The sequence below is a fragment of the Photorhabdus khanii NC19 genome (assembly GCF_000517265.1).
GTDB classification, from domain to species: Bacteria; Pseudomonadota; Gammaproteobacteria; order Enterobacterales; family Enterobacteriaceae; genus Photorhabdus; species Photorhabdus khanii.
The window spans coordinates 1-25,654 of sequence record NZ_AYSJ01000011.1 but is presented as its reverse complement, the minus strand read 5'-3'; the positions used below and the strand labels follow the sequence as shown (position 1 = coordinate 25,654).

Below are 25,654 nucleotides of genomic sequence, written 5' to 3'. Positions count from 1 at the left end.
AATAACATCACATAGGGTTCCGGCGCAGGTTTTATTTATCGCTTCTTATGGGCACGGAAATCAATGCTTATCCCATCAAAACTGAGTCGTCCTGTTCGTCTGAATAATACGGTTTGGCGTAAACGCCTGTTGATCAGACTGAATGAGTCGTCTAACTATCGTCTTGTTCTGATAACCAGCCCTGCTGGTTATGGTAAAACCACATTGGTATCTCAGTGGGCGGCCGGGCAAGATAATCTGGGATGGTATTCTTTGGATGAAAGCGACAATCAGCCGGAGCGTTTTGCCAGCTATCTTATCGCGGCGTTGCAGCAGGCCACGCAAGGGCATTGCGCCAAAAGTGAAGTGTTGGCCCAAAAACACCAATATGCCAATTTACCCGCGCTCTTTGCTCAACTGTTTATTGAACTCAATGAATGGCGACGACCGATTTTCCTGGTGATTGATGATTATCACCTGATTATGAATAACATTATTCATGAGGCTATGCGATTTTTCCTGCGTCACCAGCCTGAGAATCTGACTTTAACCATCTTATCACGCAATCTGCCTTCTCTTGGGGTCGCCAATCTGCGTGTGCGTGAGCAATTGCTGGAAATCGATAGCCAGCAACTGGCTTTTGATCATCAGGAAACCCAGCAATTTTTTGACAAGCGTTTGACCCCATCGCTTGACGCCGACGATTGTAAACGCCTGTGCAACGAAGTGGCTGGCTGGGCAACGGCGCTTCAGCTGATTGCGCTTTCAGCGCGGCAGTCGTGTGATGCCGCTGAACTGTCGGCTAAACGCTTATCGGGCATTAACGCCAGCCATCTTTCCGACTATTTGGTGGATGAAGTATTGAATCAGGTGGACAAATCGACCCGTGAGTTTTTGTTGCGCAGCTCTATTTTGCGCTCTATGAATGATGGTTTGATCGTTTGTCTTACCGGTGAAGAGAATGGTCAACAGCGTCTTGAAGAAACCGAGCGCCAGGGGCTGTTTATCCAGCGTATGGACGATTCTGGCGAATGGTTCCGCTTTCATCCACTTTTTGCCTCATTTTTACGCCAACGCTGTCAGTGGGAAATGGCATTGCAATTGCCTGAATTGCATCGTGCCGCCGCAGAAGGCTGGTTGGTTCAAGGGTATCCGGGCGAGGCTATTCATCATGCTTTAGCGGCGGGCGATACGGCCATGTTACGCGATATTCTGTTGCAGTATGCCTGGTCGTTGTTTAACCACAGTGAGCTATCTCTGCTGGAAGAATGTATGAATGCGCTGCCTTATGAACAACTGTTGGAGAGTCCGCGTCTGGTGCTGCTTCAGGCTTGGTTGGCTCAGAGCCAGCATCGCTACTCAGAGGTAAATACACTGTTGAGCCAGGCGGAACAAGCACTGCATCAGAAACAGATTGCTATTGAGCCGGATTTACTGGCTGAGTTCGACGCTTTACGGGCTCAAGTCGCTATGAACAGCGGCAAGCCGGAGATGGCTGATAAGCTGGCGAAGAAGGCCTTGGCGGCTCTGTTGCCACAGAATGAATACAGTCGTATTGTCGCAACGTCAGTGGAAGGTGAAGTCTTACATTGTAAAGGCGAGCTGGCTGACGCATTGATGCGGATGCAACAAACTGAGCAGCTTGCGCGCCGTTTCCACGTTCATCACTATGCGTTATGGGCATTGTTGCAGCAAAGCGAGATTTTGCTGGCACAAGGGTATTTGCAGACCGCCTATGAAACGCAGAACAAGGCATTTGAATTGATCCGTGAACAGCATCTAGAGCAGCTTCCGATGCATGAGTTCCTTTTGCGCATCCGCTCACAGCTTTTGTGGTGCTGGTCCCGTCTTGATGAAGCAGAAGAGGCTGCGCGTCGTGGCTTGGAGGTGTTGTCGAACTTCCAACCTCAGCAGCAGTTGCAGTGCCTGACACAGTTAGCCAAATGTTCTTTGACCAAGGGAGATATTGATAATGCCCGCCGTTATTTGGCCCGTTGTGAAAACCTATTGAATAATGGGCAATATCACAGAGACTGGCGAACCAATACTGACAAACTGAGAGTCATCATTTGGCAGAATATGGAAGAGAAAAGCGCGGCTGTTCGATGGTTGGCACAGACCGAGCGACCGGATAGTGTCGATAATCATTTTAATCAGGGCCAGTGGCGTAATATCGCCCGCGCTCAGATCCTTCTCGGCCTGTATGATGAGGCGGAATCTATTTTGGATATGCTGAATCAACATGCAAGAGAATTGCAATTAATAAGCGATCTGAACCGTAATCTACTGTTATGTAACTTGCTTTACTGGCATATAGGACGTAAAAGTGAAGCGCAGAATGCGCTTATCGAGGCGTTGGCTCTGGCTAACCGCACAGGATTTATCAGCCATTTTGTGATTGAAGGTGAGTTGATGGCCCAGCAGCTGCGTCAGCTTATCCAGCTGAATACTTTGTCTGAACTGGAGTTGCACAGGGCACAGCGCATTTTACGTGATATCAACCGTCAGCATCGTCATAAATTCGCTCATTTTGATGAAAGTTTCGTCACACAGTTGCTGACACATCCCGATGTCCCAGAACTTATTCGCAATAGTCCACTGACGCAGCGTGAGTGGCAGGTGCTGGGACTGATTTATTCAGGCTACAGCAATGATCAGATTGCCGCAGAGCTGGATGTAGCAACTACAACCATTAAGACTCATATCCGGAATTTGTATCAGAAACTGGGGATTGCGAATCGTCAGGAGGCGATTCAGCAGGCACAGCAACTGATGCAGATGATGGGGTTAGGTGTGTGACTTCCGGTGAGCAAGCCATTGTTCTGATCAGTGATACTGAACAATGGCTTTGCGTGACAGATTTTAAGATTTTAGCGAGACAATCCGTCCTTTCAGGCTGCGACTAAGTAAGTGTGCTGACAAGGTTAGCGCGGTACCTAGTAGCATCACCAGCATCAATGATTGTTTGGGCGGAAATGGTAATGCCATAGCGCCCAGTGAGATAATGGAGCCAACCGCCATCTGGATGAACCCTATCAATGCGGAAGCGACACCTGCTTCTTCAGAATAAGGTTCCAGAGCGTAACTGGTCGCGGGCCCCATCACAAACGCTAAACCAGCACAAGCGAAAGCAACCGGTAACATATAACTTAGCCAGTGTTGGCTGGCTACGTTTGGCAGCAGATGCATTCCTGAGAACAGAGATAGGCAGCCCAGTGCCATCAGAATTGCCCCAAACAGCAAGCAGAAAGGGCGACCCGTTCGATGAAGGACTTTATTAGCGATCAGGAAGGCGATCATAGTCCAGAGTCCGTTGCCACCAAAAATCAATGAAAATACGAGTGGTGAGATATGGCCTTCGGTCATTAACACTGTTGGTGCAAATGAAACATAAGTAATCATTATTGCCATGATACCAGCGTTAACCAGTGCAAAATGCATAAACCGGGCATTACTGAGAATTTGATAATACTGTTTCAGCGGGAGTCCATGAATTGGTTTAGTGTTTGCGGGGCGCGTTTCTGGCAGCCAAATGGCAATGATAAGCAGCACAATAACGGAGTAGCAGACCAAAAACCAGAATGGTGCCCGCCAGTCAAACAGTTCAGCTAAAAGACCACCGAGCAATGGAGCGAGAGCAGGAACAATATTCAGTGTACTGTTAAGAAAACCGTAGGCTTTAGCTGCCTCGTCACCATTCAGGCGGTCGCGTACACCGCTGATGCAGACGACACTGGTACAGCAAACAGCACATCCTTGAATGATCCGTGCCGCGACAAAAATTTCGGAATTGGTTGAAAGTGCTGCGATCATAGAGCCAATGATATACAAAATGATCCCCATTAAGGCAACCGGTCGACGGCCAAATTTGTCCACCAATGGTCCGGCGATTAATTGCCCCAGTCCCATGATTAGCAGAAATAAAGAGATAGTCGACTGAATGACCTCATTATTAACCTGAAAATCTTCAGCAATGGCGGGAATAGTAGGTAAAAATAGATCGATACCTAGTGGCCCGAAAAGCACCAAACTAAGTAATAGAAAAATGTAATTTCGCATATTTATTCTTTTAGTATTTCAACAAATTGTGATGGTTTTGTGCGTAAATCGGCACAGTGGCATTGATTTTCCAGCATAATTAAAGATTTTGTGTATGCCAGAGATCCTATTAGCGGGTTATTTCAAACTAGCGATAGGTTTATTTAAATATCGTGCACAACCGAACTCTTTACTGCTTTTTCAAACCTGAACTTTATACGAGCTGCTTAACTGTGTAAACCAACCAGGCTGCTTCAGCACTTTTTTAAGGTATGTCAGATTATTAGCAGCCTCTATTCTAAGGTGTTCTATTTGAAATTATTTCATAAATAAATAGTTACTTTATTTTTTCATTTCTTTGGTAACTCATTCTCAATAAAAAAGCATATCATTTCTGACAAATCAGAAATAATCAAGATGGTCACCTATCATATAAGGAATAGTTATAGGCTATACAAATATTCTCATGGTTATCGTTTGAGGCAGAATTCAAGATTTTCGGACTGTTCTACAGGATTTTAAACAGAATTACCTATACTAGCCATATTTACTAGCAGTTCAGTATGTAATTAGCAATGCATTCAAAATAATAATGTTTTTTATACAAAATACTTTAATTTTTTAAATGTTTTTGTGGTTTTTATCGGTTTTTTATTGATATAAATTAGTTTTTAGTAAATATTCTCTTACCTGTTCGCGATTGTTGTGCTTTCTTGTAGTTAGAAATGGTTAATTAAGGTGATAAGATTATGGAAAATGGAAAACGGTTTGAAGATATGCTTTCTCGTTTTGTTGGGAACGGTCCTTATCTGGAAATAGATGGTGAAAAGTATATTGATGCGGCTTCGGGAACATTTAACCTTCCACTTGGGTACACTAATCGCAGAATAGCAGAAAAATTAAAACAGCAAATCGACAGATGTACACATTTGAGTTCAGCTTATACTCATGAAATGTCGCAATATATTCTGAATAAATTAGTTAAACATACCCCTGAAGGAATTAATAGAATATGGTTGCGGGATGTTTCCGGCTCCGGGGCGGTTGAATGTGCCATTCGTATTGCTCAAAAAGCAACAGGGCGGTCAGGGGTTATCTCTTTCTTTCTGGCTCATCATGGTCAGTCTTTAGCTACAGCGCAAATTTCTGGTAATGCTTTTAGAATTAAAGATTTTCATGTCAATATTGATGGTTCTTTAAAAGTGCCAACTCCTGCCAGCGTCATGTCTGAATTGGAACCGAGTACAGAACCAAATCAGTATTTTGACCTGGAACAATTTATTCAATTGGGCTCAAATGACAATATTGCTTGCCTAATTATTGAACCTATTCAAGGAAATGGTGGAAATATCGTTTTCCCTGTTGATTTTTACCGTAAGATTAGAGATATCTGCCATAAACATGACATTATCATTATCGCAGATGAGGTGCAGACAGGGTTTGGACGCACAGGAACATTCTTCGCATCAACTGGTTACGCCAAAGAATTAGAACCAGATATTATTGTTTTCGCTAAAGGCGCTGGTGGCATAGGTATTCCTACCGGTGGTGTATTGATGCGTAGTTCATTGGATGTATTAGAGTCTTTCGAACATTCCAGCACATCAGGCGCTAACCCTCTTTCACTCACAGCTCTCAACGAAATTATCGATATTATCGAAGATGAACATGTTCTGGAGAATGTGCAGAGTCACGAAGCTTATTTGCGTAATGGCTTATTAGCATTACAGCGTAAATATCCAGAAATTACCGGTGTCAGAGGCGTTGGTTACATGTTTGGTTTTGATACACCATCACCGGAATTTGCTGCAAAAGCGATTGCAACTGCGAACAATCATAATTTGATCATCCGGGGTTCTCGTTATGGGAAGGGCCGTGCACTCAAAGTTCGTCCTCCATTAATTTGTACTCAGGAACATTTAAACGAAATTTTGCATAAATTGGATCTGACTTTTGCTGAGCTGACTTTAGATATGCTGGACAACAAGGAGGTAGCGTAATGAAAGCACTTAAATTTAATCAGGTATGGGATGTTCAAATCCGGGATGTTGAGCCGTTACACTGTGTTGAGCCTGATGATGTGGTGGTTGATATTGCGGTTTGTGGCGTTTGTGGTACGGATGTTGGGATTATCACGGGCTCTTACCCTGTTGCGATTCCAGGGACGACTCTCGGTCATGAAACGACGGGGGTTGTCACTCAAATAGGAAGAAGTGTCACGCGTTTTAACGTGGGTGACCGCGTGGTGGTCAACCCAACTTATTCCTGTGGGCATTGTCGGATGTGCCAGACAGGAAGCCCAAATCATTGTGAAAAAAAATTGGGAACCGAAGCTGGGGTTTCCTATGACGGAGCATTTGCTGAACAGTATCTGGCTAAAGAGAGTTCACTGATAAAACTGGATGATCATGTCAGCATGGAAGAGGCATCACTTACCGAACCGCTTAGTTGTACATTAACCGGTGTCGATAAGCTGGGTATCACTCATACTAATATTCGTGCAGCAGTGGCTGGCGCAGGTCCAATGGGGATGCTCTACATTTGGGCTTTACATGCCAGGGGCGTCAAGGCTTTCATGGTCGAGAAAAATGAAAGTCGTGTTCAGTTTGCCAGAGAAAACCTGCCCCCAGAGTGTGAGTTGTATACTGATTTTGATGAGGCTTTGGTTCAGAAATATGGCGATAAATCGGCATTGATCGATCTATGTGTAGATACTACCGGACAGTTAACCGAATACATTTTCGAACATCTAGCGCCTGGCGGAAAATTGCTGAATGTTGCGCTTAAAGATAAACATGCCAGCCTTGATATTCTTAAAATTGCGGATAAGAGCCTTTCAGTCATTGGTTCTATTGATTCTCTGAATAACAGCTTTGAACGTGCTTATACCATGATCCGTGATGGTATTATTCCGGCGGGTCGTCTGGTCAGTCAGATCTTTGATTTTAATGATTACTTGCAGGCTTTTCTCACTGTGGGTTGCGATATTGCGAGCAAAACCCAAAAACCGCTCTATACTCCAAACTGTAAAGTGCTGATCCGCATTTCCGATCTCAATTAATGGAGTTTTTCACATGGATAAATTTAATGTGATTTTTGATATTGATGGGGTCATTGTCGATAGTGAGCAATTGCACTTTGATGTTCTTTGTGCGTTGGCTCCTGATTACACACATCATGTACAACCGCAGCAACTTATCGGTCTGAGTTTGAAAGAAACGCTGGATTATATTGGGGTTCCAGCTCAGCAGCAGCAAGAGATCACTGACAAAATTGTTTCTGTTTACAAAGATAAGCTGTCCCAAAGTTACCTTCGCCCAGGGATTGCCAGGCTGATAGAGGCTTTACAACAGCACAGCATTCCTTTTGGTTTTGTCTCTACTGCGCCGCGTGAAGTGTGTTTGGCTAATATTGGATTATTGGGATTGAGCGAAAGCCCAGCGTTGATCTCCGGCGACGATGTTGTAAGAACGAAACCGAATCCCGATCCCTATCTTGCCATGTTGGAATTGAAGTCGATGGATGTTCATCAAACATTGGTAATTGAAGATACAGATTTGGGGATTACAGCAGCAGTACAGGCAGGTATTCCCTATGTGTATGCCTGGCCTCATGCGTTATCCGTTGCAGAACAGTATCAACAGGCAACCCGTATTATCGGAGTGCTGACAGATATTCCGCAATTTTCCAGGATTAGTTTTGCATAATTTAATGCCCTCCGTGAGTCACATCGGAGGGCGTTTTTATTTATATAGAAGGAGTATGAGTTGTCTGATCTGAATATGGTCTCTTTGGTAAAACAACCCATCATGGCGACGCGCGTCGCTTTTTTTATTGCCGGCTTTAGTCTTGCAAGTTGGGCTCCCCTCATTCCTTTAGCTAAAGAACGGCTGCAACTTGATAATGGCGCTATGGGGCTTCTGATGCTGGCATTCGGTATTGGCTCTTTCATCATGATGCCGATGGCAGGAATGTTGGCTGCACGTTTTGGATGTCGGCAAGTTTTCACTTTATGTGCCCTGTTGGTGTTAGTGATGTTGCCAGGTCTTAGTGTATTACCTACACCGTTGACACTGGCCTGCGCTTTATTTGTTTTTGGTGCAGGTATTGGTGCGATGGATGTTGTAGTAAATATCCACGCTGTTATGGTTGAAAAAATGGCTCAGCGGCCAATTATGTCCGGCTTTCACGCGTTATTTAGTCTGGGGGGAATAGCTGGTGCAGGCTCGGTCAGTGCATTATTGTCTCTGGGAATATCACCCCTTCAGGTGATGTCAATGGCGGTATTACTGATTGTTTTATTGCTACTGCCGGCATGGAGTGGGTTGTTGAACGAAGCAGAATCGGGCAATACACCATTCTTTGCTGTGCCCCATGGCATCGTTATTTTGCTGGGCTTTCTCTGTTTTGTTGCCTATATCATGGAAGGATCAATGCTGGACTGGAGTGGTATATTATTAACCAGTGTACATAATATCAGCAGCCATCAGGCTGGAATCGGTTATACCCTTTTTGCTATTGCCATGACATCTGGTCGCTTTTTGGGGGATAAGATCATTGCCCTTTATGGACACCGGCGGGTTTTTATCAGTAGTGCCTTATTAGCGACTTCTGGATTTATCCTTATTTACTCAGCATCAACAGCAATAATATTAGGACTTTCCTTCCTGATGGTGGGGGCTGGATTATCTAATATAGCCCCAATGCTTTTCACTGCTTCCGGTCAACAGAAAATTATGCCTGACTCGCTGGCAGTTGCGGCGGTTTCTACAATGGGATATTCAGGTATCTTACTGGGGCCTGCAATTATCGGGGGAATAGCACATATTGTGACATTACATGGTGCTTTTGCTTGTGTTGCTTTACTCTCTGTTTCCTTACTTGCAGGATATAAATTTATTAATCCAAGCGGAAGATGATAGAGGGAGTTCCTATGAGTTTGTCACAATATCATTGGCTTAATGAACCATCTGATTGGCAAGCTGGAAACGACTGGCTTAATGTTGCTACAGATCACAAAACCGATTTTTGGCAACAAACATGGTATGGTTTTCAACGTCATAGTGGTCATGTTTTTGGACGTTATATTGAGGATAATTTTACCTTTCAACTCTGTATTGAAGGATGCTTTGAACATTTATACGATCAAGCAGGAATCATGCTATTAGTGGATGAAAAACATTGGTTGAAAGGGGGAGTTGAATATTCTGACGGGCAGGCCACCATTGGTAGTGTACTTACACGCCACCATTCTGATTGGTCTATGGGAATATTTCCGGGTAATGCGAGTAAATTCTGGTTACGTCTGACCTGTGAAGAAGGGTATTTAAGGCTTCAATATTCTATTGATGGTTTACGGTGGCCATTATTAAGGTTATCTCCTTTTCTTGAGGATAAACAACGTGTCTTTGTTGGCGCAATGTGTTGTTCTCCAGAACGTCAAGGGTTACAGGTGAAATTTTCTGATTTCAGACTTACACCACCAATAAAGAAACCATTGCATGATTTAAGTTAGGTAGGATTCTTTTAGAAGAATTACATTTGCTGAGACAGACGTTAAAACACCCGAAGCAATGAGCTTCGGGTGTTGAAATGTCAAACGATATCAAAGTTAAATGTTCAGGCTTTTTCTAAAATAAAACCGGTAAAGTCAGCGGTTGCTTCTTCTGGGAGGGCGACAAATTGGTCTTTTAGCATGTAAACGCGTAATAATCCCTCTTCATCTGTATTTAATTCAACAGAACCGGTCGTAAAATTGAAGCTATCTACAACAAAATATTCGGGGCCAGATGTACGATTCTGTAAACCAAAATAAGCTGGCAAGGCTCTTTGTGGTATTTTTTTTGTTGATAAGCGTGCTGTACTAGTCAGTCTATATTTAACATTAGGCTCCAATCCTTTTATAATTTGATCAATGATGCCAGAATCAGAATAACTTGGGATTCTCAGAAAGTTAACACCATTCTCGGATAAGATTTCTACAGTTTCAGGGGTTGGGATTCTCCAGCCACGATATCCTTCGTTAAATGAACCATTAACCAGCTCTTTATTCGCGTTTTTTGTATTAGAATAATCTGCGCTATTTAGCATTTTCTTCATATCCATATATTAGTCCTTTTAAATAAATAACAATTAAATTTAGTCTTGCTTAATAGACTCTTTTCGGTAAACATTTTATCAACAATGAAAAAATATTAAATCGTGTTTTTTGATTGAAAATGATATTTGTGATAACTAATGTGAAAATAAATGATAGGGCTAAATTATTTCGATGGGAATTTGTTTTAAAATAATTTAACTATATTCCAGTTAAAATATTAATTTATAATTTTTGGGTTTATTTTCTCAACCAATATTAAAACACCCGGAGCTTCCTGTTCCGGGTGTGTTTTAATGTCAAACTACTTCGAAGTTAAATAGTTAGGCTTTTTCTAAAACAAAACCGGTAAAGTCAGCGGTTTCTCCGTCTGGTCGATGGCCAACTTGGTCTTTCAGCAAATAAACGCGTAAAAGCCCCTCTTGATCTGTGCTTAATTCTACCGAGCCCGTTGTAAAATCGGTGCTGTTTACAGCAAAAGATTCGGGGCCATCGGTACGGCTCTGTAAACCAAAATAAGCTGATGAGGCCCATTCTGCTGATACGCGCGCTGTAGCTGTTAGTTTATATTTAGTGTTAGGTTCTAATCCTTCTATAATTTGATCAATGACGCCAGAACCGGTAACGCTTTGGATTCTGAGAAAGTGAATGTCATCTTCAGATAAGATTTCTACTGATTCAGGGGCCGGGATTCTCCAGCCGTTATATCCTTCTTCGAATGAGCCGTTAACCAGTTCTTTATGAGAGTTTTTCTTGTTGTCAGAATAATCTTCGTTATTCAGGATTTCTTGTACGTTCATATATTAGTCCTTTTTAAATAAATAGAAATGAATTTAATTTCTTTCCGCGCTTTGTTTTTCGGGGGGCACTTTATCAATAATGGGATAATACTCAATTGTATTTTTTGTTGGTGGTGAATTGTAATTTGAGAAAATTGGTATAAAAATAAAACAAATGAGGGAAATTTTCGATATATTTAGTATACATGGGCCATTATTCTCATTATTTGTTGGTATTAATTGGAATTTTATTTTGATTTTTATTTTATGTAGATGATTTGTATATCGACGAGTAATGTATTTGTATGTTAAAAGTTAAATTTTAATTGTGCATAAAACGGTTATGTAGAAATAAAATATTCATAAAAAATATATTTTCTAATGTTGGTTAGAGCTATATGGATGAGTTTTTATTTAAAATTAAAAATAGATATTTCAAATGGAAATTATTTTTTATCGTATTTTTCTGTATTTTACTGCCTGGTATTATCACCAGACAGTTTGTTATATTAAATCCTATTTCTTGTCGTTATTGCCTGTTAAGCGATTTTATTTAAAATCGAATTATTTGAGAAGAAAGAAAATTAAATTATCGGCCTAAATAACTATCCCAATCTTTCCAGACAGGTTGTAACCCTGCTTTAATCAATACATCCGCGACCTGATAAACGGAGCGATTATCATGCGGAGTAAATTGTTCTAATTCTTCGTGGCTATTGTCTGCGTAACCACCGGGTTGGGTTTTCGAACCTGCGCTGACATTATTGATTGCCAGTGGTATTACGTGATCGCGAAAGAAGGGGGATTCCCGGGTAGAAATAGAAAGTTCCACATCTGGAGCAAACAGACGAAAAGCACAAATCAGTTGTACCAGTTCTGCTTCACTCATTAATGATGCAGGTTCAATACCTCCGGCACAAGGCCGCAAACGTGGGAATGAAATTGAATAACGACTTTGCCAGTATGTGCGTTGTAAAAAGAGTAAATGTTCAGCCACCATATAACAATCTGTCCGCCAGTGGTTAGATAGGCCAATTAATGCCCCTAAACCAATTTTATCAATTTTTGCCCGGCCAAGACGATCCGGTGTTTCTAGTCGCCAATGAAAATCTTGTTTCTTACCCCGTAGATGATGCAGCCGATAAGTTGGTTCATGATAGGTTTCTTGATAAACCATTACACCATCCAGCCCCAACGTTTTGAGTTCTGAATATTCTTCCTGAGTCATTGGCTGGACTTCCATCATTATGGAACTGAAATGTTCACGGATAAGTGGCAGATAACGGCGGAAATAGTCCATACCTACTTTACTTTGATGTTCTCCCGTGACTAATAGCAGATTGTCAAAGCCCAGAGCTTTAATCGCCTGACATTCTGCAATAATTTCATCTTCATTTAGTATCTTGCGCTTGATGTGGTTACTCATTGAGAATCCACAATAGGTGCAATCATTGGCGCACAAATTCGAGAGATAAAGCGGCACATAAAAATCAACGGTATTACCGAAGCGTTGACGAGTCAATTTCTGTGCCTGTTGTGCCAGCGGTTCTATATAGGATTTCGCCGCTGGTGAGAGCAGTGCCATAAAGTCATCCAGATTTAATTTGTGGCTGCCCAATGCCCGTTCGACATCCTGCGAAGTTTTGCTGTTAATGCGAAGGGTAATGTCATCCCAACCCAGTTGCTGCCAGCGATAACCAAAACTGTTGTTCAAAAGATGATTAGCCATTAGAACGTTCCCAGAAAATCAGTCAATGGGCTGGATGCAACAGCGTGTTGTTTTCGACTTGCTAAACCAGCCTGATAGGATAATTCGCCTGCTGCAATTGCCATGCTAAATGCCTGTGCCATTTTTACTGGGTTATGCGCGACGGCAATAGCGGTATTGACCAATACGGCATCAGCACCCAGTTCAATCGCTTCCAGTGCATGGCTTGGTGCGCCGATGCCCGCATCGACAACCACTGGCACCTGTGCTTGCTCAATAATAATTTGCAGGAAATCCCGGGTTAGCAGTCCCTGATTAGAGCCAATCGGCGCGCCCAAAGGCATGACTGCCGCGCAGCCCACTTCTTCCAGACGTTTACACAAAACAGGATCCGCACTGCAATAAGGTAGAACGACAAATCCGTCTTTGACCAGCATTTCAGCGCCTTTGAGCGTTTCGACCGGATCGGGCAGCAAGTATTTCACATCAGGATGGATCTCCAGTTTGATCCAGTTTGTTGCCAACGCTTCACGGGCCAGACGGGCCGCGAACAGAGCCTCTTCTGCGGTTTTGGCTCCAGAAGTATTTGGCAGCAATTTGACGCCAAGTTTTTGTAATGGTGCCAGAATAGCGTCATTACCTCCCTGCAAATCAATGCGTTTCATCGCCATCGTGACAAGCTGACTGCCAGAGGCAGCTATAGCCTGAATCATTAAATCTGCATTAGCGAATTTGCCTGTACCAGTAAACAGACGGGAATCAAAAGTAGTATCAGCGATTTTTAACATATCAACCTCCGGCAATAGCCTGAAATAAAAGGATATTGTCCCCGTCATTAACTTGGTGCGTACTCCAGTTCGAACGCGGAATAATGGTTTGATTAATGGCCAATGCCGTTCCCGGTTGTGACCATTCAAGTTGTTCCAGTAATTGTTGTAGAGCCAGAGGAGCGGTAAGCTCCATCAGCTGGTCATTTATAGTAATTTTCATGCCATATTTCCGCAGATTGGGCATTGCTGCGATTGACTGAGCTGTAGCGTGCTCCAGCTTTGCTGCTTACCATCAAACAGCCGGAGTTTGCCACTTAGCGGAGAGGGAATTCCGGTTAACATTTTGATGGCTTCCAATGCCTGCAAGGTGCCGATGACGCCGACTACCGGACCTAATACACCCGCAGTTCGGCAATTCCTCTGTGGTTCTTCCTGATCAGGGTAGAGACAGGTATAGCAGCCATGAGGATAAGGGGGTTCAAACACCATAAGCTGACCGCTGAACCCAACGGCACTGCCGCTGATTAAGGGTTTTCGCGTGGCCACACAAGCCGCATTGATAGCATGGCGGGTTGCCATGTTGTCACAGCAATCAAGAACCAGATCGACCTGTTTTACGCTTTTTTTCAAGGATTCCACATCTTGACGTTGATTAAGAACAGTTACTTTTACCAGTGGATTCAGTGCATTGAGCTGATTAGCTGCAAGTTCAGCTTTTGATGAAGTGATATCCTCAGTGCGGTAAAGGATTTGTCGTTGTAAATTGGAGATGTGCAGTTGGTCATCATCTGCGAGATAAATTGTTCCCACACCTGCTGCGGCGAGGTAAAGAGACGCAGGGGCACCCAGCCCTCCCAGACCGACAATCAGTACACGGCTGGTTTTCAGTTTTTCCTGCCCTTCAGGGCCGATATCTTCCAGCAACAGTTGTCGGCTGTAACGCATAAATTCTTGATCATTCAGCATAAGAACCTCTCAATACCTTCAACTAAATGCCTTCAACCAGATGAAGCAATTGCGCGGTTGTCTGACGCCAATCCTTTGCTTTGGTAATCGCACTGACCAGTGCCACACTACCAACTCCTGTAGCAATAACATCCGGTACACGTTCAAGAGAGATGCCTCCGATAGCGACAGTAGGATAATCCGGTGTGTTTTCTACCTGTTGTTTTAGTGCTGCTAGCCCTTGTGGGGAAGAGGGCATTGTTTTGGTAGTCGTCGGGAAAATATGGCCGAGGGCGATATAAGATGGACGTAAAGATTTTGCCCGTGCCAATTCTTGTTCATTGTGAGTGGAAATGCCTAACCGCAATCCGACTTCCTGGATTGCATTCAGATCGGCGTTATCCAAATCTTCCTGCCCCAGATGAACACCGTAAGCGCCATGCTTGATCGCCAGTTGCCAGTAATCGTTAATAAACAAACGGGCGTTATATTGGTGGCCGAGCGTGATGGCCTGCTTAATATCTTCTTCTACCTGATCTTCTGGCAAGTCTTTGATTCGTAACTGGATGGTGGTAATTCCTGCCTTTAACAGGCGGGAAATCCACTCCAGTGAATCCACGACCGGATACAGCCCCAATCTGTGTTCCGTCGGGGCAAATGGGGCGTTAGGCAGATTACTCATGAGAGATTCCCTCCGCACTGTGATACAGCTCGCTACCGCGGGCGCGGAATTCTTCTGACATCTGTTCCATACCGGCGGCATAATCGCGTACTTCCTGAGAGATCTTCATCGAGCAGAATTTAGGCCCGCACATAGAACAGAAATGAGCAATTTTACCGGAGGCTTGTGGCAGAGTTTCATCGTGATAGGCACGTGCGGTATCTGGATCGAGCGCCAGATTAAATTGATCTTCCCAACGGAATTCAAATCTTGCTTTTGACATAGCGTTATCACGGATTTGTGCGCCTGGATGGCCTTTGGCGAGATCGGCAGCATGAGCAGCAATTTTGTAAGTGATCAGTCCTTGCTTAACATCATCTTTGTTTGGCAGACCAAGATGTTCTTTCGGCGTCACATAACAGAGCATGGCGCAGCCAAACCAGCCAATCATCGCTGCACCAATGCCCGAAGTGAAATGGTCATAACCTGGCGCAATATCTGTCGTCAGTGGGCCAAGGGTATAGAAAGGGGCTTCGTGACAGTGCTCCAATTCTTCTGTCATATTGCGGCGAATCATCTGCATTGGCACATGTCCGGGGCCTTCGATCATCACCTGAACATCATATTCCCAGGCAATTTTGGTTAGTTCGCCTAATGTGTGTAGTTCTGCAAACTGGGCTTCATCATTGGCATCTTGAATAGAACCGGGGCGCAAGCCATCTCCTAAGGATAGCGAAACATCATAAGCAGCACAGATTTCACAAATCTCGCGGAAATGTTGGTAGAGGAAGTTTTCCTGATGATGAGATAAGCACCATTTCGCCATAATTGAGCCACCGCGGGAAACGATCCCGGTGAGGCGTTTGGCTGTTATCGGGACATAGCGCAGCAGAACGCCTGCGTGAATAGTGAAGTAGTCCACCCCTTGTTCTGCCTGTTCCAGCAAGGTATCACGGAACATTTCCCAGGTGAGGTTTTCCGCTACGCCATTAACTTTTTCCAGAGCCTGATAAATGGGGACTGTACCGATAGGAACCGGGCTATTACGTAAGATCCATTCGCGGGTTTCGTGGATATAACGGCCAGTGGAGAGATCCATTACCGTATCCGCTCCCCAACGGGTAGACCAGATTAGCTTTTCCACTTCCTCCTCAATAGAAGAGGTTACCGAAGAGTTACCGATATTGGCGTTAACCTTCACCAGAAAATTACGACCAATAATCATTGGTTCTGATTCAGGATGATTGATATTGGCAGGAATAATCGCCCGGCCAGCCGCGACCTCCTGACGGACAAATTCAGGTGTGATATTTTCTGGCAACTGAGCGCCGAAGCCTTGCCCGGCATGTTGTTGGCGTAGTACATCGCCGTGGATACGTTCACGTCCCATATTTTCCCGCAGTGCGATAAATTCCATTTCCGGTGTGATGATGCCTTTACGGGCATAGTGCAATTGCGTAACGCGTTTGCCTTTACCTGCTTTTAATGGATGAGGGCGGTTATTGAAACGTAAATGATCGAGACCGGCATCCGCCAGGCGTTGCTGAGTAAAATCAGAGCTGAGGGCAGTAACGGGTTCTGTATCTTGGCGTTCGCCGATCCATTGCTGGCGCAATTTAGTTAACCCAACATGCACATCCAGCATGGAATCAGGATCGCCATAAGCACCAGAAGTATCGTAAACAGGGATAGCTTCGTTTTCCTCATATCGCGGTTCTTCTTTAGTTCCACCAATTAAAGTGGGCGATAACTGAATTTCCCGCATTGGGACTTGGATATCGTCACGTGAACCTTGGAGATAAATTCGTCGAGAATTAGGGAATGCGACTCCCTGAATAGAATTAATAAATTCCTGAGCGGCATCGCGTTGAGCTTGACGTGGACGTGCCGTGCTGGGTTTTGGTGAAATATCAGTTGCAGGGATAACAATATTATTAGACATAGCAAATTCCTAACCGTGTTATTGGGAAAGTTGCTTGTCTGGAGCTCGCAGGGAGTAATAATTGATGGCTGGATGGACTCTTGGTAAGAAAACCGGGTGAGCCGACAGCGGTTGATTACTCTTGTTCCACTTCGCGGGTATTAACCCGATCAGGTTCTGCGGATCCCGAATTAACGGTCTCAGCCTGTGTATGCTGCGATAAAACAGCTTACGCTAGGCACTCCGACAAGAAAGTAGGCATAAGTATAGAAGGGATTATGAAAACTACAACCCTTGATAAATGAAAGTATTTATAATGACCAAGTTAATTGTTTCCAGCTATGTTGTTTTGCCTCAGCTTGCAAACGAGTATCGGCATTGACAGTAATCACCTCATTGGCAAACTGACACATCGGCAGATCATTAATCGAATCACTGTAAAAACGGATAGTTTCAGGATAACTGTTTTGTTGCTCCAACCACTGTTTCATTCGTTTTACTTTACCTTCACGAAAAGTGGCAATACCGTCTATTTTGCCGGTATAACAGCCATTTTCTATTACCATATCAATGCCCAGCGCAGTGTGAATACCCAATTCGGCAGCTATCTTTTTCACAATAAAAGAGACGGTGGCTGAAATAATCATGACTGGAACCTGCTGCTGTTGATACTCTTCAAGCAGAGCTTTGGCTTGTGGGTAAAACCGTGGTCTGATTTTCTCTTTAACAAATTCGGTGAGCCAGACATCAACCCGCTCTAGCGGAACCTGATGTAATGTTTCCAAGCTGAATGCCAGATAGTCATTCATATTCAGCATACCTGCGCTGTAATCAGCCATCATTTTTTTGTCTGCTTCGATAAAGCTGGGATCAGTAATTATGCCTTTTTCCCATAAGAATTCTGTCCATATAGCGCTGGAATCACCGGAGATTAAGGTGTCATCCAGATCGAACACTGCAAGCGGTTGTGGCATGATGTTGTGTTCCTCAGGTCAAAGCACATTAATAGCTGAGAATCATGCCTGTCACTGCCTGGTCAGGCAATACAATATATAATAAGACACTCTTTTTCTGATGAAAAAGCGTATGATTTATACACATATTAGAATAATTTAAGATGTCATAGTGATGATGCAACAACAAATTACAGGTACAGAACGTGGCTGGTGGATTATTAGCTATGAAAATCGTATTTGGCTCCCTAAAGGTGAATTACCCTTTGGAATAGCGGCTCAATGGTCACTGCAAGGAAAAATAGCATTGCCTATTGGTGAATGGCAGGGAGAGAAAGTTTGGCTTATTCGTCAAAAAATGTCTTCCGATATGGTTTCGCTACGGGAAATTGTTTCAAGTGAGTGCGGATTGTTTCAGTTAGCTGGTCGGGGAGTACAGCTAGCAGAGTTTTATCGTGCTCATCAATATTGTGGTTATTGTGGCAATGAAATGTACCACAGTGTCAGTGAATGGGCTTGTTTGTGTAACCACTGCCATGAGCGTTATTATCCGCAGATTGCGCCTTGCATTATTGTCGGTATTCGCCGTAATGATCAGATTTTGCTGGCGCAGCATCAACGTCATCGCGGGAATATGTACACAGTACTAGCGGGATTTGTCGAAGTAGGTGAAACACTCGAAGAAGCGGTATCCCGCGAAGTAATGGAAGAAAGTAATATTAAAGTCCGTAACTTACGTTATGTGGCTTCTCAGCCGTGGCCTTTTCCTCATTCATTGATGATGGCATTTCTGGCTGATTATGACAGCGGTGAAATCCGTCATGATCCGAAAGAGCTGATTAGCGCAGACTGGTATCGCTATGATCAACTGCCATTGATCCCGCCAGCCAATACGATTGCCCGCCGGTTGATTGAAGATACGGTTGCTTTATGCCGAAATGCGTAATGTACTGTTTGGTGCGATTCAACGGGAGAGATTTGCCTGTCATGTTACAATGGCAGCAAATCATTGCAGCCAGATAATATTGCGGCCAATAAATAAATGGAGCCTGTTATGAATGAGTTGAAAAACGACCGCTATTTGCAAGCCTTACTACGCCAACCCGTTGATGTTACACCTGTATGGATGATGCGTCAGGCTGGTCGCTATTTGCCGGAATATAAGGCTACCCGTACCGAGGCAGGTGATTTTATCTCTCTATGTAAGAATACTGAACTTGCCTGCGAAGTCACTTTACAGCCTTTACGGCGTTATCCGTTGGATGCGGCGATTCTCTTCTCTGATATTCTCACTATTCCTGATGCAATGGGGTTGGGACTCTATTTCGAGGCAGGTGAAGGCCCGCGTTTTAAGTCCCCTATTTTAAGTCGTGCTGATGTTGAAAAACTGCCGGTTCCTGATCCTGAAATGGAGCTGGGTTATGTGATGGATGCAGTGCGTACCATCCGTAAGGCACTGGCGGGTCAGGTTCCTTTGATTGGCTTTTCCGGTAGCCCGTGGACACTGGCGACTTATATGGTGGAAGGCGGTAGTAGTAAGGCATTCACTAAAATCAAAAAAATGATGTATGCCGAACCCGCTGTCATGCACCTATTGCTGGGTAAACTGGCAGACAGTGTTATTCTTTATCTTAATGCCCAGATTAAAGCGGGCGCTCAGTCCGTGATGATTTTCGATACTTGGGGAGGCGTGCTGACGGGGCGGGATTATCGCGAGTTTTCCCTGCGTTATATGCACAAAATTGTTGATGGCCTGATCCGTGAAAATGAAGGTCGCCGTGTGCCGGTAACATTGTTTACCAAAGGCGGTGGGCAATGGCTGGAAGCAATGGCTGAAACGGGTTGTGATGCCCTTGGTTTGGACTGGACGACAGATATTGCTGATGCACGTCGTCGTGTAGGGAGTAAAGTGGCTTTGCAGGGCAACATGGATCCATCTATGTTATATGCCTCTCCAGAGCGGATTGAGCAGGAAGTTTCGACAATTTTGCAAGGTTTTGGTGCGGGTTCTGGTCATGTTTTTAACCTTGGTCATGGTATCCATCAAGATGTATCGCCGGAACATGCTGGTGTATTTGTTGAAGCGGTACATAAACTTTCAGCTAAATATCATCAGTAAGAATATGATTAACACGAAAGCATTACGTCAGGAACAAATAGAAAAGGCTCAGCAAGTCATCCATTATGATGATTTTTCCTCACCAAAATTGATTGCTGGTGCTGATGTGGGCTTTGAACAGCAGGGAACGGTTACCCGCGCAGCTATCGCTGTTCTCTCTTATCCTGCCCTTGAACTGGTGGAGTATCAGATAGCCCGAATTGAAACTACACTTCCTTATATCCCTGGTTTACTCTCTTTTCGTGAATATCCTGCATTGATGGCTGCCTGGCAGTCGCTGAAACATACACCTGATCTGGTCATGGTGGATGGCCATGGTATTGCTCATCCACGTCGTTTAGGCGTTGCCAGCCATTTTGGTTTATTGGCGAATGTACCTACGATTGGCGTGGCAAAACGTCGTTTATGTGGTGAAAGTGAACCATTGGGTGAGCAACCCGGCAGTTGCCAGCCTTTGATTGATAAAGAGGAGCAGATTGGTTGGGTATGGCGAAGTAAAAAACGTTGTAATCCATTGTATATTTCTACAGGACACAGAATCAGTCTTGATAGTGCATTGCTATGGGTAGAGCGTTGTGTGAGAGGTTATCGCCTACCTGAAACTACCCGTTGGGCGGATGGTATCGCCTCAAATAGGGCGTTTTTTGAACAAATGATGCAGAAAAATCCTTAAATTCGGTGTAAGCGTGTGGATCTTCTTGAATTTCAGGTAAACTGCGAAGCAAATTATGCATTAATGAGTAAGAACTAATGTTACGAAACCCGATACATTTACGGCTGGAAAAACTTGAAAGCTGGCAGCATCTGACTTTCATGGCGAGTTTATGCGAACGGATGTATCCAAATTACCAGATGTTCTGTCGTCAGACAGCGTTTGCAGAACCTGCTCTTTACCGCCGTATCTTGGATTTGGTGTGGGAAATATTAGTTGTAAAAGATGCCAAGGTTAATTTTGATAATCAGCTGGAAAAGTTGGAACAAATTATTCCGTCAGCCGATGATTACGATATTTACGGTGTGTACCCGGCAATTGATGCGTGTATTGCGTTAGGGGAAGTTATCCATTCCCGTCTGAGTGGTGAAACATTGGAGCATACAATTGCAGTGAGTGAAATTTCAATTCGCACCGTTGCTATGCTTGAAATGACTCATGCCGGGAAAGAAATGACCGATGAAGAATTAAGAGTATTACCTGCCATTGAACAAGAGTGGGACATTCAATGGGAAATTTATCGCTTATTGGCCGGCTGTGAAGAGCGGGATATTGAGTTGATTAAAGGATTGAAAGCTGACCTCCGGGAGTCAGGAATTAGCAACATAGGCATAAATTTAACGCAGTAAAGTGAAAAAACGTGATTTAATGCTTTAAATGCCATGTTCAAAGGCTTCACTTTTGCCCCCACTCTGTTCTACATTTGGGGGGTGAAAAGAAGTGGCTATCGGTGCGTGTATGCAGGGGTGCTGTCATTCGGCATATCCGTCGCACTCGATGCTTTGCAAACGATAAACACACTGTAAGGATAATCTATGAATAAGACTGAATTAGTTGATGCAATCGCAGAAAGCGCAGACCTGACCAAAGCTCAGGCGAAGGCTGCTCTGGAATCAACTTTGAATGCAATTACTGAATCCCTGAAAGAAGGTGATTCAGTACAACTGGTGGGCTTTGGTACTTTCAAAGTTAACCATCGCGCAGAGCGTACTGGCCGTAACCCTCAAACCGGTAAAGAAATTACAATCGCTGCTGCGAACGTACCTGCTTTCTCTGCTGGCAAGGGCCTGAATGTCGCAGTTACATAATTTCATTGCAAAAAAGAAAAGATAGAAGGGGTATTTATCCCCTTTTGTTGGTTCGTCAGGGGCTGATGACACTAGGATTCGTCTTCGCGCTCAGCGCCTGTACCAATCAACCAAAAGAACCTTCTTTTAGTGCAAGTGGATTCATCGCAGATGATGGCGTTGTCCGCTTGTGGCGCCTCAACGATCAAAATAGTAAGCCTCTGGTTCTAATGAGTGTTTACAGCCCTTACCGTAATGGCAATACCATCGTGACTTTTTATGAATATAAACAGGGCGATTTACGCCAAATTCGTCGTGAAATTCTGCATAATGAAAATCCATTGGCTGAACAACTTCGTTTAGATAAATCCGGTGATGTGATTTTTATGCAAAAGCAGTCAAAAACCCGGCGTGAACCACTTTCCAGTGATGATATTGTTCGCATGCAGTTTGATGCTAAACGGGTTCTTGAGTTAAGTGATGCGTTGATCGTGGGAAATGTGCGTTTGATGCAAGGGCACTGGCATAACGGCAAGGTCACTACCTGTGCAGGTGACACGATTGCCGTCGAGTTTGAACCTTACGCGAGGTCATGGCTTGAACAGCGCGAAAAAAGCAGTTACGGTCAATTAACAATTGCCTGGTTGGAAGCTTCGGCTGGCCGTGAATTACTGTTGGTAGCCAATAACGACTTCTGCCGTTGGGAACCGACGAAGGACAGCCTCTGACCTCCGTCAGTTTTGTGATTATTTCAGCCGGTTAATTGCCCGGTATCCAATATCCTTGCGATAAAAACAGCTACTCCATTCAATCTCTTCTGCTTGCTGGTAAGCATTTTTCTGTGCATCGGCAATGGTTTCTCCCAAGGCGGTAACACACAGAACACGTCCACCTGCGGTAATAACATCACCATCTTTCAGTACCGTACCTGCATGAAAAACTTTGCTACTTTCATTTTCTTGTTGGGGCAAGCCATGAATAATATCCCCTTTGTGATAATCAGCAGGATATCCGCCGGCAGCCAGCACTACACCCAGAGCAGGGTGTTCGTCCCAATCAGAAGTTTTACCCGCAAGCTTGCCTTTTGCACCGGCCAAACAAAGTTCAACTAAATCGGAACGCATTCGCATCATGATTGGTTGGGTTTCCGGATCACCAAAGCGACAGTTAAATTCAATCACTTTCGGTTCGCCATTCTGGTTGATCATCAACCCGGCATAAAGAAAACCCATATAGATATGACCTTCAGCAGCCATACCATTAACAGTAGGATAAATAATTTCTTCCATAATACGTTGGTGGATTGCATCGGTGACGACCGGAGCGGGTGAATAGGCCCCCATTCCCCCAGTGTTCGGACCCGTGTCACCGTCACCTAGGCGCTTATGATCCTGGCTGGTTGCCATAGGAACAACATTCTTGCCATCGACCATAACAATAAAACTCGCTTCTTCGCCAGTTAAAAATTCTTCAATAACAATCCGATGGCCTGCATCACCAAATGCATTTCCAGCCAGCATATCTTTTATGGCGGACTGAGCTTCTCCCAGAGTCATTGCAACAATCACACCTTTACCCGCAGCCAACCCATCAGCTTTTATGACAATAGGTGCGCCGACTTTATCCAGATAGGCGAGAGCCGGTTCGATTTCTGTAAAATTCTGATAAGCCGCCGTTGGGATCTGATGGCGTGCCAGGAAATCTTTGGTGAATGCTTTTGAGCCTTCTAATTGAGCAGCTGCTTGAGTTGGGCCAAAGATAGTCAACCCTGCTTTTTGGAATGCATCGACAATACCAATGACCAATGGCGCTTCAGGACCAACGATAGTCAGCCCGATATTATGGCTTTGTGCAAATGCTAACAGGTTATTGATATCTGTCGCGGAGATATCAATATTTTCCAGATTGCTTTCCAGTGCAGTTCCTGCATTTCCTGGAGCGACATAGACTTTATCAGCCAAAGGAGACTGAGCTGCTTTCCATGCCAGAGCGTGCTCGCGTCCACCGCTACCAATAATTAAAATATTCATTTAGTTCACTCCTGCTATTGATTAGTGGCGGAAATGGCGCATGCCAGTAAAAATCATGGCGAGACCGTGTTCATCAGCCGCTGCAATGATTTCGTCATCACGGATAGAACCGCCTGGTTGGATAACACAGCTCACACCGACAGCCGCTGCTGCATCAATGCCGTCACGGAATGGGAAAAATGCGTCAGAAGCCATTGCACACCCCTGAACCTCCAAACCTTCGTCGGCGGCTTTAATTCCAGCAATTTTTGCAGAATAGACGCGGCTCATTTGACCTGCACCGATACCGATGGTCATATCATTTTTTGCATAAACAATTGCATTTGATTTGACAAATTTAGCGATTTTCCAACAGAACAGGGCATCTTTCATTTCTTGTTCAGTGGGTTGACGTTTGGAAACTACACGTAAGCTATTTGTAGTTACCATACCAAGATCGCGATCTTGTACCAGTAGGCCGCCATTAACACGTTTGAAATCAAGACCAGCAACGCGGGTTTCCCATTCTCCACTGACCAGAACACGGACATTTTGCTTGGTAGCCAATACGGGTAATGCATCTTCATTTATTGAAGGAGCGATAATTACCTCAACGAATTGGCGATCGATAATGGCTTGTGCAGTTTTAGTATCAAGTTCGCGGTTGAACGCGATAATACCGCCGAAAGCTGAGGTAGGGTCTGTTTTGAATGCGCGATTATAGGCTTCGTGAATATCTTTACCTATTGCTACACCGCATGGGTTAGCGTGCTTAACGATAACACAGGTAGGCTCTGCAAATTCTTTAACACATTCCAAAGCTGCATCTGTATCTGCAATGTTATTATAGGAAAGCGCTTTACCTTGTAATTGAGTTGCCGTTGCGATAGACGCTTCAGAGATATTCTCTTCTATATAGAAAGCGGCGTCCTGATGACTGTTCTCGCCATAACGCATATCCTGCTTTTTAGTGAGATTCAGATTCAGGGTACGAGGGAAGCGTCCTGATGGTTGAGTGATGTCACCGTAATAAGGCGGAACCAGTTTGCCAAAATAGTTAGCAATCATGCTGTCATAAGCAGCGGTGTGTTCAAATGCCTTAATGGCTAAATCGAAACGGGTCGATTGTGTCAGTGAACCTTGATTGTTATCCATCTCTTCAATGATTTTTTCATAATCATTACTATTAACTACGATCGCGACATCTTTGTGGTTCTTAGCCGCAGAGCGAACCATCGTTGGTCCGCCGATATCAATGTTTTCAACAGCGTCTTCCAAAGTGCAATCTGGTCTGGCAACGGTTTGAGCGAATGGATATAGATTCACAACTACCATATCAATTGGTGAGATTTGGTGTTGTTCCATGATCTCATCATCTTGCCTGCGGCGACCAAGGATTCCGCCATGTACTTTAGGATGCAGGGTCTTAACGCGTCCATCCATCATTTCAGGAAAGCCGGTGTAATCTGAAACTTCAGTAACCTTCAGACCAGAGTCAGCCAGTAAACGGGCTGTTCCGCCAGTAGAAAGTAATTCAACACCGCGTTGAGATAAGGCTTTTGCAAATTCAACAATCCCTGATTTATCGGAAACACTAAGTAGGGCACGACGGATTGGACGAAGCTGTTGCATTGGTTTGATCCCTTGGATTTTATAAGGCAATAACATGTTATTGGGAAGAACCCACTATTATCAGGACATAAAAAATGGGCACTGCAATAATATTTCAGAACAGTCAGCTAAAACCACGCAATGATTTTAGCCATCGAATTGTAACGAAAACGTTTGCGTGATGCTCGATAAATTTTAACCCAACTAACCATTTGTGGATAAGTCTGTTGATATATGAGTATAAAGTGGGGTTTTGCTGTGGGATTAATCAAACGATCAATTTTC

At 44.1% G+C, this 25,654-nt stretch carries 24 protein-coding genes and 1 riboswitch; of the genes, 12 read left to right on the top strand and 12 right to left on the bottom strand.

Translation table 11 applies throughout. The annotated features are described in order from the left end of the window. The first annotated feature begins 63 nt into the window (after positions 1–63). Positions 64–2,778 (top strand): HTH-type transcriptional regulator MalT, encoded by a 2,715-nt coding sequence (gene malT, locus PTE_RS09955; protein WP_036845807.1) that lies wholly within the window; start codon positions 64–66, stop codon positions 2,776–2,778. A 63-nt stretch (positions 2,779–2,841) separates the two neighbouring features. Here the strand turns inward: malT and PTE_RS09950 are convergent, their stop codons facing one another. Beyond that, entirely contained in the window at positions 2,842–4,038 is a 1,197-nt protein-coding gene (locus PTE_RS09950) for a multidrug effflux MFS transporter (protein WP_036845804.1), read from the bottom strand. 728 nt (positions 4,039–4,766) lie between these two features. On the opposite strand from PTE_RS09950, the gene PTE_RS09945 reads away from it, so the two are divergent. From PTE_RS09945 to PTE_RS09925, 5 genes are read left to right on the top strand one after another with little or no spacing between them, the layout of a single operon-like run. Beyond that, on the top strand, positions 4,767–6,017 hold the full coding sequence (locus PTE_RS09945) for a class-III pyridoxal-phosphate-dependent aminotransferase (RefSeq protein ID WP_036845801.1): 1,251 nt from the start codon (positions 4,767–4,769) through the stop codon (positions 6,015–6,017). Then, positions 6,017–7,078 (top strand): zinc-dependent alcohol dehydrogenase, encoded by a 1,062-nt coding sequence (locus tag PTE_RS09940; protein ID WP_036845798.1) that lies wholly within the window; start codon positions 6,017–6,019, stop codon positions 7,076–7,078. Before PTE_RS09945 ends, PTE_RS09940 begins: the two co-directional genes overlap by 1 nt. 13 nt (positions 7,079–7,091) lie before the next feature. Beyond that, positions 7,092–7,724, top strand: coding sequence for an HAD family hydrolase (locus PTE_RS09935; protein WP_036845795.1), 633 nt, complete (start codon positions 7,092–7,094; stop codon positions 7,722–7,724). A gap of 60 nt (positions 7,725–7,784) precedes the next feature. Next, positions 7,785–8,936, top strand: coding sequence for an MFS transporter (locus PTE_RS09930; RefSeq protein WP_036845792.1), 1,152 nt, complete (start codon positions 7,785–7,787; stop codon positions 8,934–8,936). A gap of 14 nt (positions 8,937–8,950) precedes the next feature. After that, positions 8,951–9,532, top strand: coding sequence for a DUF1349 domain-containing protein (locus tag PTE_RS09925; RefSeq protein WP_036845789.1), 582 nt, complete (start codon positions 8,951–8,953; stop codon positions 9,530–9,532). 104 nt (positions 9,533–9,636) lie between these two features. Here the strand turns inward: PTE_RS09925 and PTE_RS09920 are convergent, their stop codons facing one another. The 9 genes from PTE_RS09920 to PTE_RS09880 all read right to left on the bottom strand — a co-directional run bounded on the left by PTE_RS09920 (position 9,637) and on the right by PTE_RS09880 (position 17,872). Continuing rightward, positions 9,637–10,122, bottom strand: a complete 486-nt coding sequence (locus PTE_RS09920; protein ID WP_036845787.1) for a carbohydrate binding domain-containing protein — start codon at positions 10,120–10,122, stop codon at positions 9,637–9,639. A 315-nt stretch (positions 10,123–10,437) separates the two neighbouring features. Next, positions 10,438–10,914, bottom strand: coding sequence for a carbohydrate binding domain-containing protein (locus PTE_RS09915; RefSeq protein WP_036845784.1), 477 nt, complete (start codon positions 10,912–10,914; stop codon positions 10,438–10,440). 568 nt (positions 10,915–11,482) lie between these two features. After that, the gene (thiH, locus tag PTE_RS09910) at positions 11,483–12,622 is read right to left on the bottom strand and encodes a 2-iminoacetate synthase ThiH (RefSeq protein WP_110742868.1); all 1,140 of its coding nucleotides are present in this window, start codon (positions 12,620–12,622) and stop codon (positions 11,483–11,485) included. After that, positions 12,622–13,389, bottom strand: coding sequence for a thiazole synthase (locus PTE_RS09905; protein WP_036845781.1), 768 nt, complete (start codon positions 13,387–13,389; stop codon positions 12,622–12,624). Before PTE_RS09905 ends, thiH begins: the two co-directional genes overlap by 1 nt. 1 nt (position 13,390) lies before the next feature. Further along, the gene (thiS, locus tag PTE_RS09900; protein ID WP_036845778.1) at positions 13,391–13,591 is read right to left on the bottom strand and encodes a sulfur carrier protein ThiS; all 201 of its coding nucleotides are present in this window, start codon (positions 13,589–13,591) and stop codon (positions 13,391–13,393) included. Next, entirely contained in the window at positions 13,588–14,337 is a 750-nt protein-coding gene (locus PTE_RS09895; protein ID WP_036845775.1) for a HesA/MoeB/ThiF family protein, read from the bottom strand. The genes thiS and PTE_RS09895 overlap by 4 nt, the downstream gene beginning before the upstream one ends. 22 nt (positions 14,338–14,359) lie before the next feature. Then, entirely contained in the window at positions 14,360–14,998 is a 639-nt protein-coding gene (gene thiE, locus PTE_RS09890) for a thiamine phosphate synthase (RefSeq protein WP_036845772.1), read from the bottom strand. Further along, positions 14,991–16,919: a phosphomethylpyrimidine synthase ThiC gene (gene thiC, locus PTE_RS09885; protein ID WP_036845769.1), complete on the bottom strand. Its 1,929-nt coding sequence runs from the start codon at positions 16,917–16,919 to the stop codon at positions 14,991–14,993. The genes thiE and thiC overlap by 8 nt, the downstream gene beginning before the upstream one ends. A 108-nt stretch (positions 16,920–17,027) precedes the next feature. Beyond that, positions 17,028–17,154, bottom strand: a riboswitch (TPP riboswitch). A gap of 55 nt (positions 17,155–17,209) precedes the next feature. Beyond that, a complete protein-coding gene (locus PTE_RS09880; RefSeq protein WP_036845765.1) occupies positions 17,210–17,872 on the bottom strand; it encodes an HAD family hydrolase in 663 nt (220 codons plus the stop codon). 157 nt (positions 17,873–18,029) lie between these two features. On the opposite strand from PTE_RS09880, the gene nudC reads away from it, so the two are divergent. The 6 genes from nudC (at position 18,030) to PTE_RS09850 (ending at position 22,477) form a co-directional block, all read left to right on the top strand. Further along, entirely contained in the window at positions 18,030–18,797 is a 768-nt protein-coding gene (gene nudC / locus PTE_RS09875; RefSeq protein WP_036846534.1) for an NAD(+) diphosphatase, read from the top strand. Positions 18,798–18,905: 108 nt separating this feature from the next. Then, the gene (hemE, locus tag PTE_RS09870) at positions 18,906–19,970 is read left to right on the top strand and encodes a uroporphyrinogen decarboxylase (protein ID WP_036845762.1); all 1,065 of its coding nucleotides are present in this window, start codon (positions 18,906–18,908) and stop codon (positions 19,968–19,970) included. A gap of 4 nt (positions 19,971–19,974) precedes the next feature. Next, a complete protein-coding gene (gene nfi, locus PTE_RS09865) occupies positions 19,975–20,643 on the top strand; it encodes a deoxyribonuclease V (RefSeq protein WP_036845759.1) in 669 nt (222 codons plus the stop codon). Between the two features lie 77 nt (positions 20,644–20,720). Next, complete coding sequence (locus PTE_RS09860; RefSeq protein ID WP_036845756.1) at positions 20,721–21,311, top strand: YjaG family protein; 591 nt, start codon at positions 20,721–20,723, stop codon at positions 21,309–21,311. Positions 21,312–21,497: 186 nt separating this feature from the next. After that, complete coding sequence (gene hupA / locus PTE_RS09855) at positions 21,498–21,770, top strand: nucleoid-associated protein HU-alpha (protein WP_036845753.1); 273 nt, start codon at positions 21,498–21,500, stop codon at positions 21,768–21,770. Between the two features lie 65 nt (positions 21,771–21,835). Beyond that, positions 21,836–22,477, top strand: coding sequence for a DUF1481 domain-containing protein (locus tag PTE_RS09850; protein WP_036845750.1), 642 nt, complete (start codon positions 21,836–21,838; stop codon positions 22,475–22,477). A gap of 18 nt (positions 22,478–22,495) precedes the next feature. Here the strand turns inward: PTE_RS09850 and purD are convergent, their stop codons facing one another. Both purD and purH read right to left on the bottom strand, forming a co-directional pair. Continuing rightward, the gene (gene purD, locus PTE_RS09845) at positions 22,496–23,779 is read right to left on the bottom strand and encodes a phosphoribosylamine--glycine ligase (protein ID WP_036845747.1); all 1,284 of its coding nucleotides are present in this window, start codon (positions 23,777–23,779) and stop codon (positions 22,496–22,498) included. 21 nt (positions 23,780–23,800) lie between these two features. Further along, positions 23,801–25,390 (bottom strand): bifunctional phosphoribosylaminoimidazolecarboxamide formyltransferase/IMP cyclohydrolase, encoded by a 1,590-nt coding sequence (gene purH, locus PTE_RS09840; RefSeq protein WP_036845745.1) that lies wholly within the window; start codon positions 25,388–25,390, stop codon positions 23,801–23,803. Positions 25,391–25,654: the final 264 nt, after the last annotated feature.

Coding starts and splice junctions, on each gene's coding strand:
- malT (WP_036845807.1), top strand. CDS start 64: ATGCTTATCCCATCAAAACTGAGTCGTCCTGTTCGTCTGAATAATACG.
- PTE_RS09950 (WP_036845804.1), bottom strand. CDS start 4,038: ATGCGAAATTACATTTTTCTATTACTTAGTTTGGTGCTTTTCGGGCCA.
- PTE_RS09945 (WP_036845801.1), top strand. CDS start 4,767: ATGGAAAATGGAAAACGGTTTGAAGATATGCTTTCTCGTTTTGTTGGG.
- PTE_RS09940 (WP_036845798.1), top strand. CDS start 6,017: ATGAAAGCACTTAAATTTAATCAGGTATGGGATGTTCAAATCCGGGAT.
- PTE_RS09935 (WP_036845795.1), top strand. CDS start 7,092: ATGGATAAATTTAATGTGATTTTTGATATTGATGGGGTCATTGTCGAT.
- PTE_RS09925 (WP_036845789.1), top strand. CDS start 8,951: ATGAGTTTGTCACAATATCATTGGCTTAATGAACCATCTGATTGGCAA.
- PTE_RS09920 (WP_036845787.1), bottom strand. CDS start 10,122: ATGGATATGAAGAAAATGCTAAATAGCGCAGATTATTCTAATACAAAA.
- PTE_RS09915 (WP_036845784.1), bottom strand. CDS start 10,914: ATGAACGTACAAGAAATCCTGAATAACGAAGATTATTCTGACAACAAG.
- thiH (WP_110742868.1), bottom strand. CDS start 12,622: ATGGCTAATCATCTTTTGAACAACAGTTTTGGTTATCGCTGGCAGCAA.
- PTE_RS09905 (WP_036845781.1), bottom strand. CDS start 13,389: ATGTTAAAAATCGCTGATACTACTTTTGATTCCCGTCTGTTTACTGGT.
- thiS (WP_036845778.1), bottom strand. CDS start 13,591: ATGAAAATTACTATAAATGACCAGCTGATGGAGCTTACCGCTCCTCTG.
- PTE_RS09895 (WP_036845775.1), bottom strand. CDS start 14,337: ATGCTGAATGATCAAGAATTTATGCGTTACAGCCGACAACTGTTGCTG.
- thiE (WP_036845772.1), bottom strand. CDS start 14,998: ATGAGTAATCTGCCTAACGCCCCATTTGCCCCGACGGAACACAGATTG.
- thiC (WP_036845769.1), bottom strand. CDS start 16,919: ATGTCTAATAATATTGTTATCCCTGCAACTGATATTTCACCAAAACCC.
- PTE_RS09880 (WP_036845765.1), bottom strand. CDS start 17,872: ATGCCACAACCGCTTGCAGTGTTCGATCTGGATGACACCTTAATCTCC.
- nudC (WP_036846534.1), top strand. CDS start 18,030: ATGCAACAACAAATTACAGGTACAGAACGTGGCTGGTGGATTATTAGC.
- hemE (WP_036845762.1), top strand. CDS start 18,906: ATGAATGAGTTGAAAAACGACCGCTATTTGCAAGCCTTACTACGCCAA.
- nfi (WP_036845759.1), top strand. CDS start 19,975: ATGATTAACACGAAAGCATTACGTCAGGAACAAATAGAAAAGGCTCAG.
- PTE_RS09860 (WP_036845756.1), top strand. CDS start 20,721: ATGTTACGAAACCCGATACATTTACGGCTGGAAAAACTTGAAAGCTGG.
- hupA (WP_036845753.1), top strand. CDS start 21,498: ATGAATAAGACTGAATTAGTTGATGCAATCGCAGAAAGCGCAGACCTG.
- PTE_RS09850 (WP_036845750.1), top strand. CDS start 21,836: ATGACACTAGGATTCGTCTTCGCGCTCAGCGCCTGTACCAATCAACCA.
- purD (WP_036845747.1), bottom strand. CDS start 23,779: ATGAATATTTTAATTATTGGTAGCGGTGGACGCGAGCACGCTCTGGCA.
- purH (WP_036845745.1), bottom strand. CDS start 25,390: ATGCAACAGCTTCGTCCAATCCGTCGTGCCCTACTTAGTGTTTCCGAT.